The sequence below is a fragment of the Echinicola marina genome (assembly GCF_020463795.1).
GTDB classification, from domain to species: domain Bacteria; phylum Bacteroidota; class Bacteroidia; order Cytophagales; family Cyclobacteriaceae; genus Echinicola; species Echinicola marina.
This window is the reverse complement of sequence record NZ_CP080025.1, coordinates 2,111,336-2,130,131: the sequence shown is the minus strand read 5'-3', so window position 1 is coordinate 2,130,131 and position 18,796 is coordinate 2,111,336. Positions and strand designations below refer to the sequence as shown.

20 protein-coding genes are annotated in these 18,796 nt (G+C 41.0%); 7 read left to right on the top strand and 13 right to left on the bottom strand.

Annotation, left to right across the window (positions count from 1 at the left end; all coding sequences use genetic code 11):
* Positions 1–216: a hypothetical protein gene (locus KZP23_RS08930; RefSeq protein WP_394370974.1), complete on the bottom strand. Its 216-nt coding sequence runs from the start codon at positions 214–216 to the stop codon at positions 1–3.
* A gap of 236 nt (positions 217–452) precedes the next feature.
* Here KZP23_RS08930 and KZP23_RS08925 point away from each other — a divergent pair, with 236 nt between their 5' ends.
* The 3 genes from KZP23_RS08925 to atpC all read left to right on the top strand — a co-directional run bounded on the left by KZP23_RS08925 (position 453) and on the right by atpC (position 2,991).
* Positions 453–932: a C40 family peptidase gene (locus KZP23_RS08925; protein WP_226335907.1), complete on the top strand. Its 480-nt coding sequence runs from the start codon at positions 453–455 to the stop codon at positions 930–932.
* 213 nt (positions 933–1,145) lie between these two features.
* Positions 1,146–2,648, top strand: coding sequence for a F0F1 ATP synthase subunit beta (gene atpD / locus KZP23_RS08920; RefSeq protein WP_226335906.1), 1,503 nt, complete (start codon positions 1,146–1,148; stop codon positions 2,646–2,648).
* 97 nt (positions 2,649–2,745) lie between these two features.
* The gene (gene atpC / locus KZP23_RS08915; RefSeq protein WP_186756101.1) at positions 2,746–2,991 is read left to right on the top strand and encodes an ATP synthase F1 subunit epsilon; all 246 of its coding nucleotides are present in this window, start codon (positions 2,746–2,748) and stop codon (positions 2,989–2,991) included.
* Positions 2,992–3,067: 76 nt separating this feature from the next.
* Here atpC and KZP23_RS08910 read toward each other — a convergent pair whose 3' ends face one another.
* Genes KZP23_RS08910 through KZP23_RS08900 form a run of 3 tightly spaced genes read right to left on the bottom strand, consistent with a single transcriptional unit; the run spans position 3,068 to position 6,909 of the window.
* The gene (locus tag KZP23_RS08910) at positions 3,068–3,796 is read right to left on the bottom strand and encodes an MIP/aquaporin family protein (protein WP_226335905.1); all 729 of its coding nucleotides are present in this window, start codon (positions 3,794–3,796) and stop codon (positions 3,068–3,070) included.
* A gap of 40 nt (positions 3,797–3,836) precedes the next feature.
* Positions 3,837–5,339 (bottom strand): glycerol kinase GlpK, encoded by a 1,503-nt coding sequence (gene glpK, locus KZP23_RS08905; protein WP_226335904.1) that lies wholly within the window; start codon positions 5,337–5,339, stop codon positions 3,837–3,839.
* Between the two features lie 10 nt (positions 5,340–5,349).
* Positions 5,350–6,909 carry a glycerol-3-phosphate dehydrogenase/oxidase gene (locus KZP23_RS08900; RefSeq protein ID WP_226335903.1) on the bottom strand — a complete coding sequence of 520 codons (1,560 nt, stop codon included), beginning with the start codon at positions 6,907–6,909 and terminating at the stop codon, positions 5,350–5,352.
* 121 nt (positions 6,910–7,030) lie between these two features.
* On the opposite strand from KZP23_RS08900, the gene KZP23_RS08895 reads away from it, so the two are divergent.
* Positions 7,031–7,792 carry a DeoR/GlpR family DNA-binding transcription regulator gene (locus KZP23_RS08895; protein ID WP_226335902.1) on the top strand — a complete coding sequence of 254 codons (762 nt, stop codon included), beginning with the start codon at positions 7,031–7,033 and terminating at the stop codon, positions 7,790–7,792.
* An 11-nt stretch (positions 7,793–7,803) separates the two neighbouring features.
* Here KZP23_RS08895 and KZP23_RS08890 read toward each other — a convergent pair whose 3' ends face one another.
* Positions 7,804–8,178 carry a co-chaperone GroES gene (locus tag KZP23_RS08890; RefSeq protein ID WP_226335901.1) on the bottom strand — a complete coding sequence of 125 codons (375 nt, stop codon included), beginning with the start codon at positions 8,176–8,178 and terminating at the stop codon, positions 7,804–7,806.
* A 90-nt stretch (positions 8,179–8,268) separates the two neighbouring features.
* Positions 8,269–10,200, bottom strand: coding sequence for a molecular chaperone DnaK (gene dnaK, locus KZP23_RS08885; protein ID WP_226335900.1), 1,932 nt, complete (start codon positions 10,198–10,200; stop codon positions 8,269–8,271).
* Between the two features lie 435 nt (positions 10,201–10,635).
* Here dnaK and KZP23_RS08880 point away from each other — a divergent pair, with 435 nt between their 5' ends.
* Both KZP23_RS08880 and KZP23_RS08875 read left to right on the top strand, forming a co-directional pair.
* Positions 10,636–10,827, top strand: a complete 192-nt coding sequence (locus KZP23_RS08880) for a hypothetical protein (protein ID WP_226335899.1) — start codon at positions 10,636–10,638, stop codon at positions 10,825–10,827.
* Positions 10,828–10,900: 73 nt separating this feature from the next.
* Entirely contained in the window at positions 10,901–11,710 is an 810-nt protein-coding gene (locus KZP23_RS08875) for an MOSC domain-containing protein (RefSeq protein WP_226335898.1), read from the top strand.
* A gap of 35 nt (positions 11,711–11,745) precedes the next feature.
* On the opposite strand, the gene hemE is transcribed toward KZP23_RS08875, so the two are convergent.
* From hemE to truA, 6 genes are all read right to left on the bottom strand, one after another.
* Positions 11,746–12,795 (bottom strand): uroporphyrinogen decarboxylase, encoded by a 1,050-nt coding sequence (hemE, locus tag KZP23_RS08870; RefSeq protein WP_226335897.1) that lies wholly within the window; start codon positions 12,793–12,795, stop codon positions 11,746–11,748.
* A 121-nt stretch (positions 12,796–12,916) separates the two neighbouring features.
* Positions 12,917–13,429: a hypothetical protein gene (locus KZP23_RS08865; protein ID WP_226335896.1), complete on the bottom strand. Its 513-nt coding sequence runs from the start codon at positions 13,427–13,429 to the stop codon at positions 12,917–12,919.
* Between the two features lie 125 nt (positions 13,430–13,554).
* Positions 13,555–14,073 carry a hypothetical protein gene (locus KZP23_RS08860; protein WP_226335895.1) on the bottom strand — a complete coding sequence of 173 codons (519 nt, stop codon included), beginning with the start codon at positions 14,071–14,073 and terminating at the stop codon, positions 13,555–13,557.
* A 67-nt stretch (positions 14,074–14,140) separates the two neighbouring features.
* On the bottom strand, positions 14,141–14,722 hold the full coding sequence (locus KZP23_RS08855) for a hypothetical protein (RefSeq protein WP_226335894.1): 582 nt from the start codon (positions 14,720–14,722) through the stop codon (positions 14,141–14,143).
* Between the two features lie 80 nt (positions 14,723–14,802).
* A complete protein-coding gene (locus KZP23_RS08850; protein ID WP_226335893.1) occupies positions 14,803–16,575 on the bottom strand; it encodes an ABC transporter ATP-binding protein in 1,773 nt (590 codons plus the stop codon).
* A 13-nt stretch (positions 16,576–16,588) separates the two neighbouring features.
* Complete coding sequence (gene truA, locus KZP23_RS08845; RefSeq protein WP_226335892.1) at positions 16,589–17,344, bottom strand: tRNA pseudouridine(38-40) synthase TruA; 756 nt, start codon at positions 17,342–17,344, stop codon at positions 16,589–16,591.
* Between the two features lie 107 nt (positions 17,345–17,451).
* Between truA and KZP23_RS08840 the strand changes: the two genes are divergently transcribed.
* Positions 17,452–17,931: a DUF4293 domain-containing protein gene (locus KZP23_RS08840; RefSeq protein WP_226335891.1), complete on the top strand. Its 480-nt coding sequence runs from the start codon at positions 17,452–17,454 to the stop codon at positions 17,929–17,931.
* Positions 17,932–18,002: 71 nt separating this feature from the next.
* Here the strand turns inward: KZP23_RS08840 and KZP23_RS08835 are convergent, their stop codons facing one another.
* Positions 18,003–18,761 (bottom strand): hypothetical protein, encoded by a 759-nt coding sequence (locus KZP23_RS08835; protein WP_226335890.1) that lies wholly within the window; start codon positions 18,759–18,761, stop codon positions 18,003–18,005.
* Positions 18,762–18,796 lie beyond the last annotated feature (35 nt).

The window sequence follows — 18,796 nt, the reverse complement described above, 5'->3', positions numbered from 1 at the left end:
TCAATCCATTTTGAGATTGATCTGGTCCAGATAGAATTTCATCCTACTGTGCCCGTGATTTAAAAAATCAATTTTGTCAATCTTATCTAATTTGTGGTTATAAAAGACTTCCACGTATTCATTGTCCAAAAGATAAAGATTCACCTTATGCCCATAATACCTAATCCCCACTACAAAAGTACCCTCCGTGTAGAGCTTTTGTATTTTCTTTTGCATTGGCAATTTTTTGAATTCTCCCTTTATCATCTTTCTTCCTATAAATAATCCCCCTCTCTCCTTGCCACTAAAGTATAAAACTATTAACCTTCTACTTTAACATCAAGTTTCAGCCCATTAATATTTTTTTATCATTCATTTGATTTAAACAACTACACATACCAGGTTTAGTTTATTGTTTAGCTGACAATACTTATGTATAATTGAATAACGTTTAAATATCAACAAATCATTCAATGCGTACCAAACCAGTTTCTCCACTCCTATTAATCGCACTTTTTTCTTCTCTACTGTTCTTCAGCTCCTGTTCAGCTTCAAAAAAAGCATATAAAAGAAATGTTAATACCGTAGTACAAACAGCAAAGACCTTCAGAGGCACTCCCTACCGATACGGTGGCACTACACGAGCAGGAATGGATTGCTCTGCTTTATTATATTTATCCTTCCAAAGTATTGGCATCAACCTACCTAGAACTTCTGAAGCCCAAAGCAAAGCCGGAAAAAAAATCTCTGTCAATAAACTAGAAAAAGGAGATGTACTATTTTTTGCTACAGGCAAAAAGAAACGAAAAGTCACCCATGCAGGGATAGTCACAGACACTGACAGAAAAAGCATACAATTTATCCATTCCTCATCTTCCCTTGGGGTCACTGAAGATAATTTATATTCTAAATATTGGCATCCCAGATTCATCAGGGCAAGACGCTACTTTTAAAAGCCATCAAGACTAAAACCTTTAAAATCACAAACAGCGCCCCGTACTAACAGATTTTTAAGCTATTAAAGTCTGTTTCAAGACCTTAAGAATATAAAAAATTGACCTAAAGTAGATTAATTTTGAAAACATCCTTTGGTATTAATCATTATTAGTTAATTTTGCAGTCGAATAATAGAAATGCATTAATTCCTTTTACATTAATACACAAAAATGGCGAATACTGGTAAGATAACTCAGGTGATTGGCCCCGTAGTAGATATTTCATTCGAAGGGGGAAAATTGCCGAATATCCTGGACGCACTCGAAATCACCAAAGAGAATGGTCAAAAAGTAGTATTGGAAGTTCAACAGCACCTCGGTGAAGACCGCGTAAGAACCATTGCGATGGACTCTTCTGAAGGTTTGACCAGAGGAATGGCTGCTGTAGACTTGGGCGCTCCTATCTCTGTTCCAACTGGAGAGGGAATCAAAGGACGTCTGTTCAACGTAGTTGGTGAGCCAATCGATGGTCTTCCACAAGTGGACTCTTCCAATAAACTTCCTATCCACAGACACGCTCCTAAATTTGAGGACCTGTCTACTTCAACTGAAGTGCTTTATACAGGTATCAAAGTTATCGACTTGATCGAGCCATATGCAAAAGGCGGTAAAATTGGTCTTTTCGGTGGTGCCGGTGTAGGTAAAACCGTATTGATTCAGGAATTGATCAACAACATTGCAAAAGCTTATTCAGGTCTTTCTGTATTTGCCGGTGTTGGTGAGAGAACTCGTGAAGGAAATGACCTTTTGAGAGAAATGATCGAGTCTGGTATCGTAACTTACGGTGATGACTTCGTAGAATCTCTTGAGAATGAAGGCGGATGGGATCTCTCTAAAGTAGACCTTGAAAAACTTAAAGACTCTAAGGCGACGTTTGTGTTCGGTCAGATGAACGAACCTCCTGGTGCCCGTGCTCGTGTGGCCTTGACTGGTCTTACACTTGCTGAATATTACCGTGATGGAGAAGGCGATGGCGCTGGTAAAGATATCCTATTCTTTATTGACAATATCTTCCGATTCACACAAGCTGGTTCTGAAGTATCTGCCCTTTTGGGTCGTATGCCTTCAGCGGTAGGTTACCAGCCGACCCTAGCAACTGAGATGGGGGCCATGCAGGAGAGAATTACCTCTACCAAAAATGGTTCAATTACTTCCGTACAGGCCGTTTACGTACCTGCGGATGACTTGACTGACCCTGCTCCAGCGACTACTTTCGCTCACTTGGATGCTACTACCGTACTTTCTCGTAAAATTGCCGAGTTGGGTATCTACCCTGCTGTGGATCCTTTGGATTCTACTTCTAGAATTCTTGAGCCAGGTATCTTGGGCAATGAGCACTATGACTGTGCTACTCGAGTTAAAGAATTACTACAACGCTACAAAGAACTTCAGGACATCATCGCCATCCTTGGTATGGAAGAACTTTCTGAAGAAGATAAATTGGTTGTTCACAGAGCTAGAAGGGTACAGAGATTCTTGTCTCAGCCTTTCCACGTAGCTGAGCAGTTTACAGGGCTTAAAGGGGTGCTTGTAGACATTAAGGACACCATCAAAGGTTTCACCATGATCATGGACGGTGAATTGGATCACCTTCCTGAGGCAGCATTCAACTTGGTAGGCAACATCGATGATGCTATCGCCAAAGGTGAGAAAATGCTTGCTGAAGTTAAATAATCAAAGCTCTCCAATCCGAATGGAGGACTGAATCACAGGGCAAAAGCTTATTCGTCTGCTTTTCCCTGTGATTTTTTAAAACAAAACTAACGGCATCATGCATTTAGAAATCATAACACCGGACAAAAAGGTATATCATGGAGAAATCTCAGAAGCTACTTTCCCAGGGGCTTCAGGTACTTTCCAAGTATTGAAAAACCACGCTGCTATTGTATCTGCATTGGCAAAAGGAACCGTTTCTTACACTACCAATGACGGCAAGCAGTCTCTAGAAGTGGACGGCGGTGTAGTAGAAGTAAGAGAAAATGAGATTATTCTTTTGGCTGAAAAAATCCTTGATTGATCAGCTAAACTGATAAGATAAATTTAAAGCGAACCAAAATTGGTTCGCTTTTTTTTATGCCTTAGTATTATTGGCGCTATAAAATCAAATATAGCCCAGCCGCCAAACAAGCCCCTGTCAATGGCCCCAAAATAGGCACCCAGCTATAGGCCCAATCACTACTCCCTTTCCCCTTGATAGGCAGAAACTGATGGGCAATCCTCGGCCCTAAATCCCTGGCGGGATTGATAGCATAACCAGTAGTTCCCCCCATAGCCAAACCAATCACCCACACCAAAAATGCCACTGGCAAGGCCCCTAATGCCCCAAGGCCAATGGGCGTATTATTCCCATCCTCCAATTGCGCACCTGTAGAATGCAGGATCACAAAAATCAATATAAAGGTCCCCACTACCTCAGAAATAAAATTGGAGGTATAATTCCTAATCGCTGGGGCTGTCGCAAACGGAGCAAATTTAAGCCCCTTATCCTCCGTAACATCAAAATGATCCTTATATACCACCCAAGCTATAAAAGCCCCAAAACAAGCTCCTAAAACCTGTGACAACACATATCCTGGAACTAGGGCCCAATCAAACAAACCTGCCACAGCCAAACCCACGCTAACCGCAGGATTGATATGGGCACCACTGTATGGACCAGCCACCACCACAGCCACAAACACCGCCAATGCCCAAGCAGTGGTTATCACAATCCAACCACTTTGGTACCCCTTAGTTTCTTTTAAAACCACATTGGCGACCACCCCGGAGCCTAGCGAGATCAAAAGGGCTGTGCCAATAAATTCAGCTACGTATATATTCATCGTTTATCTTATTATTGAGATGTGTTGAAAAATGAAAGCTTTAGGATTCCTCCCAGCTTTTGGACCGCTCTACTGCCTTATGCCAAAAATGCAGTTTTTCCGCCACCTCTTCAGGAGTCTTCTCTGGACGGAAGCAGGCATCTTCCTCCCATAATTGCTGTAAAGTCGCCTCACTCTCCCAATACCCAACAGCTAACCCTGCCAAAAAAGCCGCACCCAAGGCCGTAGTCTCCGTAATCTTAGGTCTCCTAATATCACTTCTCACCAAATCCGATTGAAATTGCATCAAAAAATTATTGGCTGAAGCACCACCATCCACACGCATTTCGGTAGTTTTTCCCCCAGCATCCTTTTCCATCGCATGCAAAACATCGTATACTTGAAAAGCAATGGCCTCTAAGGCCGCCCTTGCAAAATGTGCCTGCGTAGTCCCTCTCGTAATACCAAAAAAGGCTCCTCTAGCATCTTGATCCCAATATGGTGCCCCTAAGCCTGTCAGGGCAGGAACAAAGTAAATCCCCCCATTATCATCAACCTTTTGGGCAAGGAATTCACTTTCTTTGGCATTATGAATAATTTTTAGCCCATCCCTTAACCATTGAATCGCCGCTCCACCAATAAATACACTACCCTCCAAAGCGTACTTCACCTTTCCCTTTATTTCCCAGGCAATGGTCGTTAATAGTTGATTTTGAGAATCAACAGGCTTTTCACCAGTATTCATCACCAAAAAACAACCTGTGCCGTAAGTGGTTTTGGCCATTCCAGACTCTGTGCAAAGTTGACCAAAGAGTGCTGCTTGCTGATCCCCTGCTATGCCAGCAATAGGAATCTTTACAGATAAAACATCTCCTGCTGTTTTACAATACACTTCACTGGATGACTTTACTTCCGGCAAAATAGATTCAGGTATATCAAACAAGGACAGTAGTTCTTTGTCCCATTCCCTTTCATGAATATTGAACAACATTGTCCTACTGGCATTAGTAATATCCGTAATATGTGTTTCACCTTTGGTCAGCTTCCACACCAACCAACTATCTACTGTCCCAAAACACACCTTTCCCTGCCTTGCTTTTTCCCTGGCACCTTCCACATGATCAAGTATCCACTTGATCTTAGTAGCAGAGAAATACGCATCAATGACCAAACCTGTTTTTGCTTTGATCTTCTCACCAAGTCCTTTGCTTTTTAATTCATTACAGTATACAGAAGTTCGCCGGTCTTGCCAAACAATAGCATTATACAAGGGCTTACCCGTTTCCCTATCCCATAAAATGGTCGTTTCACGTTGATTGGTGATCCCCATACCTGCTATTTGCTTGGGAGATATTTCTGTCTCAGCTATAAGTTCCAAAATCACAGAAGATTGGGAAGTCCAAATTTCTGTAGGATAATGTTCTACCCAACCAGATTGGGGAAAATACTGTTTGAAATCCTTTTGGGCCATACCTACTGGCTGACCTGACTGGTTAAAAAGTATTGCCCTAGAGCTGGTCGTTCCTTGATCTAAGGCCAAAATGTACTGTTTACTTTGGGTCATGGTTAAATGGTTATATCATATATTTATTTGCCGTTTTCTTAAATTCCTCCAATTCACCCATTATCCATTCCTCACCTTGCTTCAACTCTCCTGCCATCACTTCCGCTACCAAAGGAGCCATTTCACATGCCGCTTTGGCATCCAAAAACAATATCCTCATCCTTCGAGCCAGCACATCCTCCAATTTCATGGCCATCTCCCTCCTTACTGCCCACACCACTTCTCCAACGGTATATGGGTAATCCCTATGAAGAAGCCGGGCATAGCCAGGTTCATCTTTGATCATCTGGAGGAGTTCCGTTGCATATGAACCGTATTGTCTCCAATGCCCCTCCAAAAGCCCTGTTCCAAATCCATGTATCCGCTCCTTCCAAGACCTACTTCTCCTTACTTCTTTCCCTGTCAGCTTTGAAAAGTAATCCACCGTATCTTCTCCCATCTTCCTGAAGGTAGTCCATTTACCTCCTGTCAAGGTCACCAATCCTGAACCAGAAACAATCACCTTATGATTTCTTGAGATCTCTTTGGTCTTTGTATTCCCTTCTTTTGGTGCTGCCAAGGGTCTCAGTCCTGCAAAAACAGCCAACACATCCTTTCGAGTAGGCTTCTTTAATAAATATAAACTTGCAGTCTGAAGTATAAAATCAATTTCCCTTGACAATGCTTCAGGCTCAAGCTTCGCCTTTTTGCGCAAGGTATCTGTTGTTCCCACTACCAATTTCCCTAACCAAGGCACCGCAAATAATACCCGACCATCACTGGTCTCCGGTATCATCAACGCATCCTCACTCCCCAAAAACTCCAAAGGCAAAACCAAATGAACACCTTGGCTTGGCTGTATCATTTTTGGCGCATTCGGCTCATCTAACTTCAAAACCTTATCCGCAAAAACACCTGTGGCATTAACCACCATCAGGGCCTTTATCTCATAGCTTTTCTTTGCCAAAACATCTTTCACCCTTACACCATTTATCCTCCCATCACCTGATTTCAACAAGGAGGTCACTTTGGCATAATTAAGTACACAACCTCCCAAATCATCGCAAGTCTGAGCCACACTTAAAGCTAATCTGGCATCATCAAATGCCCCGTCATGATAAACCACTCCTCCTAGCAAGCCCTCCTCCTTCACTTCTGGCAAGCGGATTTTCACTTCTCCCCTAGTAATATAAGACGAATCCCCCAAACTTAACCTACCGCTCATCCAATCATATATTTTCAGGCCTAAGGTATATTTCAATTTATCCCAATATGAATAGATCGGAATGATAAAAGGCTGGACACTGGCCAAGTGCGGGGCATTCTGAAGAATCCTCCCCCGCTCACGTAAAGCTTCCCATACCAAGAACACATCTCCCTGAGCCAAATACCTCACTCCTCCATGAACTAACTTAGTACTTCTACTGGAAGTCCCTTTGGCAAAATCATTTCCCTCAAGCAGCAATACATCAAGCCCCCTGGACAAGGCATCCAAAGCCACCCCAAGACCAGACGCTCCACCTCCTATCACCACAATATCCCATACCTTACCAGCTTCCTTTAATTTCCTTATATTTCCTAATCTATCCATAAAAATCAATTAACATCAGAAAAGTAACACAAAAAGAAATAAAAAGAAACAAAAGGATATAAATTAATTAAATCTATCTTAAAAGGAATCTTTAGTAATAATTAACTATTTTCGTCTTATCATGACGATAGCAGAAAGACATAAGTTAATATTGGACAAATTGGACCAAGAAGGGTATGTAAGTGTTTCCGAGCTGAGTAAAAGCATGAAGGTCACCATGGTAACTGTACGAAAAGACCTCAAAATCCTTGAAGACAAAGGACTGCTCTATCGGACCCACGGAAGCGCTACTCCGGTACCTCCATATGTAAACGATCGGTCTGTAAATGAAAAGCAGCTGGAAAAAGTTGACGAAAAGAAAAGAATCGCCCAAAAAGCAGCAGAAATGATACTTCAGGATGATGCTATCATCATTGGGTCTGGAACCACTGTCGTTGCCTTTGCCCAAGTCATCCCCAAAAACTTACGTCTCACCGTACTTACAGCTGCCATGAACGTCACCATGTCATTAATAGACCTTCCAGAAGTAGAAGTGGTCCAATTGGGTGGAGTAGTAAGAAAAAGTAGTTCCTCTGTCGTTGGATATTATGCAGAGAATATGATGAAACAGTTTTCCTGCAGCAAGCTTTTCCTAGGAGCGGATGGCATCAGCATGGACCATGGGCTCAGCACTTCCAATATGATGGAAGCTCATCTAAACGCACAAATGATCAAGTCCGTCCAAAAAACCATCGTATTGGCTGATTCCAGCAAATTTGAAAGAAAGGGTTTTGGAAAAATATGTGATATAGAGGACATCGATGAAGTGATTACCGATAAAGGCACGCCAAGTCACTTCATTAAAAAGTTAGAAGAAAAAGGCATCACTGTCACCATAGTATAAAAAAGGAGCTTTCAAAGCTCCTCTTCTCTTTCCAACATCAGTATAGCATTTTGTGATACGATATAAAACTTCTCTTCCTCATAAATCACCTCGTGTGCACCATTCAATAAAAAAATGGCCAAATCCCCTTCCTTCGCTTGCAAGGGGATATATCTAATACTCTCCTCTTTTTCCTTCCAAGGCTCATCCTCTTCTACATGCATAGGAATAGGATAACCTGGACCTGTTTTAATAATATAACCTTGTTGTACCTGTTCCTTCTCCTTTACACCTGGTGGTAGATATAACCCACTAGAAGTTTTTTCCCCGGCCTTTTTGAGTTTAATCAATACTCGATCACCCACTACTACCAGTTTCTTCAACTTATTATCTTCAGTTATGCGCATAACCCCTAAGCTTTTGTCAATTACTTTTAAAAACAAAAAGCACCCCGAAAAAATCGAGATGCTTTTCTTTATCCTTGATCCCGAAGAAAATTATTTCTTATCCTCTTCGTTTACTTCTTCATAATCTACATCAGAAACACTGTCTCCTGCTTCCGCTCCAGCGTCTGTACTAGCTCCGGCACCTGCTCCCGCAGCACCTTCAGCACCTGCGCCTTGAGTAGCGTTGTACATTTCAGTAGAAGCAGCTTCCCAAGCTTTATTTAACTCTTCAATAGCTGGAGTGATCGCTTCCAAATCCTGGGCTTGGTGAGCTGTTTTCAATTTCTCCAAAGCACCATTGATATTGGTTTTGTTTCCATCGGAAAGCTTATCTCCAAACTCCTTCAATTGCTTTTCTGTCTGGAAGATCAAACTGTCAGCTTGGTTAAGCTTTTCAATTTTTTCTTTTTCCTCTTTATCAGAAGCAGCATTGGCCTCAGCTTCTTTTTTCATTCTTTCGATTTCCTCATCAGAAAGGCCTGAAGAAGCTTCAATCTTAATTTTCTGCTCTTTACCAGTTCCTTTGTCCTTGGCAGACACATGAAGGATACCGTTCGCATCAATATCGAAAGTTACTTCGATTTGAGGAACTCCTCTTGGTGCTGGTGGAATATCGCTCAACTGGAATCTACCGATACTTCTGTTATCCTTAGCCATAGGTCTTTCACCTTGAAGCACATGGATATCTACTGCTGGCTGGTTGTCAGCAGCAGTTGAGAAGGTCTCAGACTTCTTAGATGGAATCGTAGTGTTGGCTTCGATCAATTTGGTGAATACACCACCCATAGTTTCGATCCCCAAAGAAAGTGGAGTCACGTCTAGCAACAATACATCTTTCACTTCACCGGTCAATACACCACCTTGGATGGCAGCACCAATGGCTACTACCTCATCAGGGTTAACACCTTTAGATGGTTTTTTACCAAAGAACTTCTCTACCTCTTCCTGAATCCTAGGAATTCTTGTAGACCCTCCTACCAAGATCACTTCGTCAATTTCAGAAGCAGACATTCCTGCATCCGACAAAGCCTTCTTACAAGGTTCCATTGACCTTTTCACCAAGTCTTCAGACAATTGTTCGAACTTAGCTCTTGAAAGATTTCTAACCAAGTGCTTAGGACCAGTCTGAGTGGCAGTGATATATGGCAAGTTGATTTCAGTAGATGAAGAGCTTGAAAGTTCGATCTTAGCTTTCTCAGCAGCTTCCTTCAATCTTTGAAGGGCCATTGGGTCTTGCTTCAAGTCAATGTCTTCCTCAGCTTTGAATTCATCCGCTAACCAGTTGATGATTACTTGGTCAAAGTCATCCCCACCCAAGTGAACATCACCATTGGTAGATTTTACTTCAAACACTCCATCACCCAACTCAAGAATTGAAATATCGAAGGTACCACCACCAAGGTCATACACAGCGATTTTCATATCTCTGTCTTTCTTGTCCATACCATAGGCTAGGGCAGCTGCAGTAGGCTCATTGATGATTCTTTTCACATCCAAACCTGCAATCTGGCCAGCTTCTTTGGTAGCATGTCGCTCAGCATCGTTAAAGTAAGCCGGAACAGTAATTACTGCTTCTGTGACTTCCTGTCCCAAGAAATCTTCAGCTGTAGACTTCATTTTTTGAAGGATCATAGCTGAAAGCTCTTGAGGAGTATAAGATCTGTCGCCAATTTTAACAGCTACAGTATCATTAGAACCTTTTTCTACTTTATATGAAGCATGCTTTTTCTCATCAGAAACTTCTGAGAACTTTTTACCCATAAACCTTTTCACAGATGAAATGGTATTGGCAGGGTTAGTGATAGCCTGTCTTTTGGCAGGATCCCCTACTTTTCTTTCTCCGTTTCCATTGTCCAAAAATGCAACAATAGAAGGGGTTGTTCTTCTTCCCTCACTGTTTTGGATAACCACTGGTTCGTTACCTTCCATTACGGCAACGCAAGAGTTAGTGGTTCCCAAATCTATACCGATAATTTTTCCCATAACTTTTTATATTTCTTTATTGCTGTTTTCTATATCATTACTCGAAAACATATTTAACAAGTCATGTGCCAAGCCCTATTTCTTTCTTTTCTGTGTCAGATTGTCAGCAATTATGACAAAGGGCGGGATTTTCGGTATAAAAATCTGTCAAGCCTATCTAATATAACAGACACTGGAATGTTATTTTGTCAACCCTACTTTTTCTAGTCGGAATTATAAACCAGTATCCATCACTTAAATCACCCAATTAGTCACATTTTTTATTAATCATCTCATTTAATGAAGTACTTGGTGCAACCATTTGGTGCTCATTGGTATCTATAAGGTGAAAGCCTTAAAAAGAATGGCAATTGGCCTAGGAGCCATTGGCACTGATATTTTTAAACAATGAACTTAATAAACAGTTCCCTTATGTCCACAATAACAATTTGACCAATGAATGCTTCACTAAAAAAAGAACGGATAAGATGGGCAATTGTCATTTTGATCGGCTTAATAGCTTCTTTGATCATTTCTGAATGGGAAAAGAAGTCCAAAACTCCCAGTAACTTGAGCCAAACCAATGATACGTCATCCATAGGAGAATTGAGACAACCCATAGAGCAAATCTTCCTTCCAATCTATTAATCTAAAAGACAAATCAGCCCCCTTTTTACTAATTTCCCTGATTATCATCTAACTTAGCTGGCAAAAGCCGCTTATGAAAATCCAAGACATTTATATCTACCCCATCAAATCACTGGGAGGAATTAGATTACAAGAAGCTGAAGTTAAAACCAAAGGTTTTAAATGGGATCGCAGATGGATGCTGGTAGATGATACAGGTGGTTTTCTTAGCCAACGTAGCCTGCACCACATGGCTTTATTACAAGTTGAAATCCATGAAAATGGATTAAAGGTTTTCCATAAGACCAAACAAGATCAATACATTAATATCCCTTTTACTCCAGAAACAGACGATTTTATCCAAGTTCAAGTCTGGGACGATAGCCTTTCGGGCCAAATTGTCAGTACAAAAGCCAACCAATGGTTTTCTGAGACATTAAATATTAATTGTCAACTTATCTTTATGCCTGAAGACAGCTTTCGGCCAGTAGAAGAAAAATATACAGTTAATAATGAAACGGTCAGTTTTGCGGATGCGATGCCTTATCTTTTAATCGGACAAGGCTCCTTAGATGACCTAAACTCAAGGTTGGATACGCCTGTTCCTATGGAACGGTTCAGACCTAACCTGGTATTCAGCGGTGGCAAAGCTTTCCAAGAAGATGATTGGTCGAATATTCAAATTGGAGATTGCACCTTTAAGATCACGAAACCATGCGCCAGATGTGTATTGACCACTGTAGATCAAAACACTGGTCTTAAAGGGAAAGAACCGCTAAAAACTTTATCTCGTTTTAGGCTTAAGGACAAAAAAGTACTATTTGGACAAAATCTTATCTCCTTAAAAAACGGAACAGTCAAGGTGGGCGATGAGCTAATTGTCAAAAAAGCCTCCACCCTATAGGTGAAGGCTTTGCATACTATGGTTTTCTAAATTTCTTAGACCTTTTCTGCTCTTAATTGAGCACTGTATTCCTTTACGGTATTGATAAACACTTTTACTTTTTCAGGGTCAATATCCGGATAAACACCGTGGCCCAAGTTGGCAATATGTCTACCAGTTCCAAACTGATCCAACATTCTTTTGGTAGCTGCCTCCACCTCAGCATCTGAACCATACAAAGCTGCAGGATCCAAATTACCCTGAAGGGTTTTATCTGGACCGATCAACCTCCTTGACTCTTCAATTCCCATATTCCAATCAAGGCCTATAGTCTCGCAGTTTAACTTAGCCATTTCTTCACGGGCAAAGAATGCACCCTTTGCAAATACTGTCACAGGAACCTCTGTGATGGCATCACAAATAGCCGAAATATATTTTAGAGAATATTTCTGATAATGGTCAGGAGGAAGAATTCCCGCCCAACTATCAAAAATCTGTACAATATCAGCGCCAGCAGCAATCTGGGCCTTAAGGTAATTGATAGTGGACTTGGTGATCATATCCAATAGCATTTCTGCCAAATCTGGTTCTTGATAAAGCATGGCCCTGGACTTAGAAAAAGTCTTGCTGCCTGAACCCTCTACCATATAGGCGAAAATGGTCCATGGCGCACCTGCAAATCCAATCAATGGCACACGGCCATTCAAGGCTTTTTTGGTGATTTTTATGGCTTCAATAACATAACTAAGATCATCCACCCCATCTGCAATTCGCAGCTTTTTCAGATCAGCAGCAGAAGAAACTGTATTAGGAAATTTAGGACCACGCTTTTCAATCATCTCATATGGCAGTCCCATTGCTTCAGGAATCACCAAAATGTCCGAAAAAATAATGGCCGCATCCACCCCCAGCAAATCCACAGGTTGAATGGTCACTTCAGCTGCCAATTCCGGTGTCTGAGCCAATTCAATAAAACCACTCACACTACTTCTCACTTCACGGTATTCCGGCAAAATCCTCCCTGCCTGTCTCATCAACCAAACTGGCGTTCTCTCTACTTGCTCCCCACGGGCAGCTCTTAATAACAAGTCATTTTTAAATTGCATGGCACAAAGATAGTTGATGAAAAGAAATTATACGAACCCTTCTTGGCAATTGGATGGACAGAAATAAAAAAAGCCGTTAAGATTTTAATCTCAACGGCTTTAACCATTTCTTTATTTGATGCTATTTCTTTTTGAAATCTTCTTCAGTAATTCCAAAATGCTTCATTGTCGCTTCATAATCCGAGAAATCCATTCTAGCGTCTACCAAATCAGCAGGAATGATCACTCCTCTAAAGGTCAAACCATCTGTCCAGTAAGGATCCAACTGGGTAAAATCAATTGCTCCATCCATAAAGATGCTGAAATCAACTGGCGTATAATCAAAATTATATACCAAAATCCCCTCTTCAAAATAGAAAGTCTGAGGAAGTAATCTCCAAGCATAACTATCTTCATAAACTGGAGATGCCTCTTCCATATAAATCAGCAATGCATCACCATCCACTAAAGGCTCTGTAAATTCAAATAATTCAGCAAAAGCATTCTCGTCATTGAAATCAATCGTCATCTCAAATGCCTCTCCAACAATCAATCCTCCATCTACACCCGGAGGTCCTTGAGGTCCTTCTGGTCCTTCACAGCCTTGAAAAATCATGGCTGAAGCTACGAACAATACTAACAATAATCTTTTCATAGTTGAGATAGTTTACACTTCTAATCAATTCCTATCAGGACCCAAAGGAAGGATAATTTTCCAAATATCCAAAATGCCCCAACATTTTAACAATAACTAAAACCGTACCAGTTTTATTGTATTCTTTAGTCTGCTTTTCTTATTGGGGCTATTACCTGGACATGATCTTCTGTTAATAGCCTATCAATAAACAAGCCTTGAAGCTCCCATCCATTATCAGCAGCAACCCCCCTCAACTCATCCTTGACCGTTTCAGGCCTAGGCATCACCAGTTTATTCACTTTAATATCTGCTACCAATGCTTGTTCCGCAAGAATCATTTTTTCCTCCCAATCCTTTCCAAGCTGATCATCCAAGCGATCCAAGCCCACAAACACTTCCATGGTATCCAGTTTCCCCGCAGGCTCTACATAATAAATGGTATGCAATACCGCCTCGGGATTAGCTTCCTTGAGGCTTTCTACTTGCTCAAAAGTTTGCTTGAGGCCTTCATCTTGCGGGGTTCCCCTATAGGTCAAACCATATAATTTGAATTCCCCCAATGATTTGCTCTCTATCGGTATGGCCTCAAATCCACCCAAATAAGCAAAGGCTCCAAGCCCAAGCAAACCTATTATCGCCACGACAATCGCCGCCTTTTTCATAATTGAATTATTAATTTATAAGGTCACCAATCGCAGGGACTTTAACTTTATTCTTTTCTCTTTACTCCTAAAAAAGGTACCTGACACCCAAACCGCCCTGCAACTTGATATGACCTGGCCTGTCCACAATCTCCATCATCAAACCTATTTCTGCAAATACGGTAATCGGCAATTCTTCTAAATAATATTCTCCTCCGCCAAACACTTCAGGACCAAAATCAACATTATTTCTGCTTTCATACCTCAAAATGTCAGCATCTGGTGTTTCATAGTAGGCATATTCCACCCCAACACTTCTCAACTGAAGGCCTGCGCCTCCATAAGCCAAAAGCTTGCCCTCAGTAATATCAAACTCTGAAGTAACGTCCTCATGATAAGCCACACGGCCATTTAAGGAAAGGCCTCCTCCTGAGCTGTGGTTAACATAAAATGATCCTGGAGCAGGCTTGTTATTATCAAATACTCTTCTGTAATAGGATGAACTATTGGAACTCCCCCTACCGATCATCGCTTCTAGGGAAATTTTTTCTTCAATAAAAGTTTTGTAAGTAATACTTAAAGGCTCACCCAATCTCAAACCAATAGATTGTTCTTGAGCAAAGGCCATAACAGGCAAGCTAAAGATGACCAATAGCAATAATCTTTTCATAATAGTGTAAGTGTATTTTAATTCAAACGGTGCAAAATTAATTCCTATTCATCAATAACTGATCAACAGGCCCCCATATTTTAGCTGACCATGGATTTTAATTGCATCTGGTGCAACTGTGCATAATAGCCTTCCTTCTCAAGCAGGGACTCGTGGGTTCCCATTTCCTTGATTTCCCCTTTATGCAAAACAATGATATTATTCGCTTTTTGTATGGTCGATAGCCTATGGGCAATGACGATGGAGGTCCTACCTTTCATCATCTTGTCTATGGCATTTTGGATCAGTTCTTCAGTTTCTGTATCTACAGAAGAGGTCGCTTCATCCAGGATTATAATCTCAGGATTGTAAACCATGGCACGAACAAATGAGATCAATTGTCTTTGACCTACAGAAAGGGTGGCACCACGTTCCATGACATTATAATCCAATCCTCCAGGTAAACGCTCAATGAATTTTCTTGCCCCAACCAACTCTGCAGCCTCCATCACCTGTTCTCGTGTAATATCCTCATTGCCCAAAGTAATATTATAGTAAATGGTATCAGAAAACAGGAACACATCCTGTAACACCACGCCTATATGCTTTCTTAATATCCCCAATTCATATTCCTTGATATCCGTCCCGTCCACTTTAATCGTTCCCTTGTTGATATCGTAAAAACGACTTATAAGGTTAATGATAGAAGATTTACCTGCACCAGTAGCCCCTACCAAAGCAACAGTTTCTCCATGTTTCACCTTAAAATTGATATCCTTAAGCACCCATTCTTCATCATTATAGGCAAACCAGACCTTTTCCAATTCAATATTGCCCTTGATCTTTTCCGGAACCAATCTTCCTTCATTTGGAATGTGCTCATCACTCTCCAACAATTTAAATATCCTCGAGGCACTCACTACCCCCATCTGCAGTGTATTAAATCTATCCGCTAACATCCTAATTGGACGGAAAAATAATTGAAGATACATAATGAAAGAAATCAACACTCCCACTTTAAGGTCCAAACCAAAAACCCCTGTAGCCCCATACCATACGACCAAGCCTATTCCTACCGCCTGAATGATCTCTGCTACCGGATAATAAATCGCATAATACAATACAGACTTGACATGCGCTTTTTTGTGCTCCGTATTGATTTCCTTAAACTTCCTGTACTCCTCATCCTCACGGTTGAAAATCTGCACAATATTCATCCCAGTAATATGCTCCTGCAAAAATGAATTTAGGTTGGAAACGGCATTTCGAACTTCATTAAAAGCCACCTTCACTTTTTCTTTGAACACATAAGTGGAGATGATCAATAAAGGCAAGGTACTTAAGCTGACCAAAGTGAGCTTCCAGTCTACCCAGAACATCACACTAAGAATGGTAACCAGCTGTAGCAGGTCCCCAATAATGGCAGCCAGTCCCTCACTGAAAACATTGGAGAGTGTTTCTATATCCGAAATATTTCTGGTCACCAGTCTACCTATAGGGGTATTATCAAAAAACTTCAAGCGCATTTTCAATAAATGCTTATAAAGCTTGATCCTTATATCTTTGATGATCACTTGCCCCAGCCAGCCCGAAAGATAAGTATGGGCAAACTGTACTGCAGCTTGTAGCACCAATAATCCCACCAAAATCATGATGATAAACATCAAGCCCTCTTTATCACCATAGGCCACGTAATTATCTATGGCTTTTTGAATAAAAAGAGGCCTGGTCGGTGCCAAAGCAGCCAATGCAACGGTCAAGAAGATCAAAAAGAAAAACCTCCCCCTATATGGCGATACAAACCTATATAACTTGCGGAGCACCTGGGTATCAATGATATCTCCGCTTTTTACATTTTCTTTGTCTAGACTCAAAATCTATTGCTGTTTATATAAATATTTCTTCGGGATAAATCACACGACTCAAGAACAAACCTCTGGCAGGAGCAGCTGCGCCCGCCTTTGTCCGACTTTTACTTTCTAAAATCGCCCTAAACCCTTCTTTGTCCATCTTTCCGGTACCTACTTCCACTAAGGTACCTACTATTGCCCGTACCATCCCTCTCAAAAAACGGTTTGCCGTTATATGGAAAATCAAATGCTGGTCTTTTTGTTCCCAATAAGCCGTTTTTATTTCGCATTCAAAATGATTGACTTCTGTTTTGACCTTGCTAAAGCACTCAAAATCCCTATACTTGAGCAATAATTTAGCGGCCTCATTCATCGCCTCCACGTCCAGTGAATAATAACATTGCCAGGACAACTCTTCTTCAAACGGATTTTTTCGCAAAGAGATATAGTATTCGTAACTTCTCCAGACAGCATCAAACCGCGCATGGGCTTCAGCCTTCACTTCCCTTAAGTCATAAATACTGATATCCTTGGGCAAAACAGCATTGGCTTTCTTCAGAAAAGTCCGCTTATCCAAAATCTCTTCACTATCAAAATGTAAATATTGCTGCTTACCGTGCACCCCTGTATCTGTCCTACCACTGCCCATGGTATCAATCTTTCTTCGCAAAATAGTAGCAAGCGCCTTATCTATTTCCTCTTGAACAGTAACAGCATTGGGCTGCACCTGCCATCCGTGATAACGAGTTCCCTTATAGGCCACCTCCAGAAAATACCTTTTTTGTGCTTTCATGAATCCACAAAGATACTATTCCCAATGAATATAATTTGGGAAATGAATGATTCCTTGCTAATATTCAAATTACCCCCTTTCTTTGTCAAAAGTTTTAAAATTTAATAATGATACAGCGAGTTCAAACTATCTTCTTATTCCTTGTGGCCGTTGCCATGCTTTTGGTTACTTATTTCCCTATTTGGACACAAGTAAATGTAGATCAAACTGAAAGCCTTAAACTGACGGCTTGGTCAATGACCCATATGAATGTGACCAGCGATTCGGTAATAGAAGAAACTGGTACTTATTATATCGGCGCATTGGCTATTCTTGCAGCCTTAATTGCCCTTTACAGCCTTAGCCAGTTCAAGACCAGAACAAAACAAATGTTCCTAAATATGATCAACTCCTTAGTGATGGTCATCAACCTAGGTATCATCGTATACATTACTTATAGCTATAATTTAGACTTTAACCCTATGGCCAGTGGCGCCTTTATGCTGGGTTTCTATACCATTATTGTCGCAATGATCTTCAATATTGTGGCCAATAGGTTTATCAGAAAAGACGAATTATTGGTAAAGTCAGTAGACAGAATTCGATAAGCGATTACAGCTTTAAAAACACAAAAGGCTAACCGATCGGTTAGCCTTTTGTGTTAGCTGAACGCCCTAATTTACCAAAACCGCACACCTATAGTCGGATAAAACGTTTTCAAATTATCTGTTGCTACCAGCCCAGCCTGAATAAAAAGATGCTTGCTCAATCTATGCCTATAAACGGCCCTTATGGTTGTTCCTTGAAACAGTTTATAACTGCCCTGATTCAATAATATTCCCACTTGAATCGTCTGTTCATTATTGACAATGGCTTGTCCCTTATTCCAAGAAAACTCTCCATTCAAAAACCAATTACTGTTCACTTCCAATTCCCCTGCCTCCCTGTCAGGAAAATAAACAGTATTGGTGATAGAAGCGCCCAAACTGTAACCTGGCAAATTCAGATGTGCCCTAAAGCCTACCTCAGGTGTAAAATAGCCCGCAGTAAAATCTATCCCCACTGGGATCCCCAATTCGATACTCTCTAAATGTCGGACATAGTTCCGGTCAATTTTATTCTTCACATTATCCAAACTCGTTGGGGCGAAATTATTGGCCAACCTAAATGCTTTGGTTTCGAACTCGGGGAATCTAGTAGCCCTTTTCATCAAGGGTTCCAATGCTGCTTTCAGCTCCTCGGTGGAAAATTCCTCTTCATTGTAGTAGAACAAGACCTTTCCTTCATTGGGCAAACTGAACTGCAAAGTATCAGTAATCGGCCAATCCTTATCCAACCAATTTTGTTGGCTATGGGAAAGTGTATTCTCTACCTCTTGGGCCAAAACTGAAGACATAACAATCCCCATTAGCATGACTATTAAACCTGCCTTTTTCATTTTTTCTTATCTTTTTTTATGATTAATTCATTTAG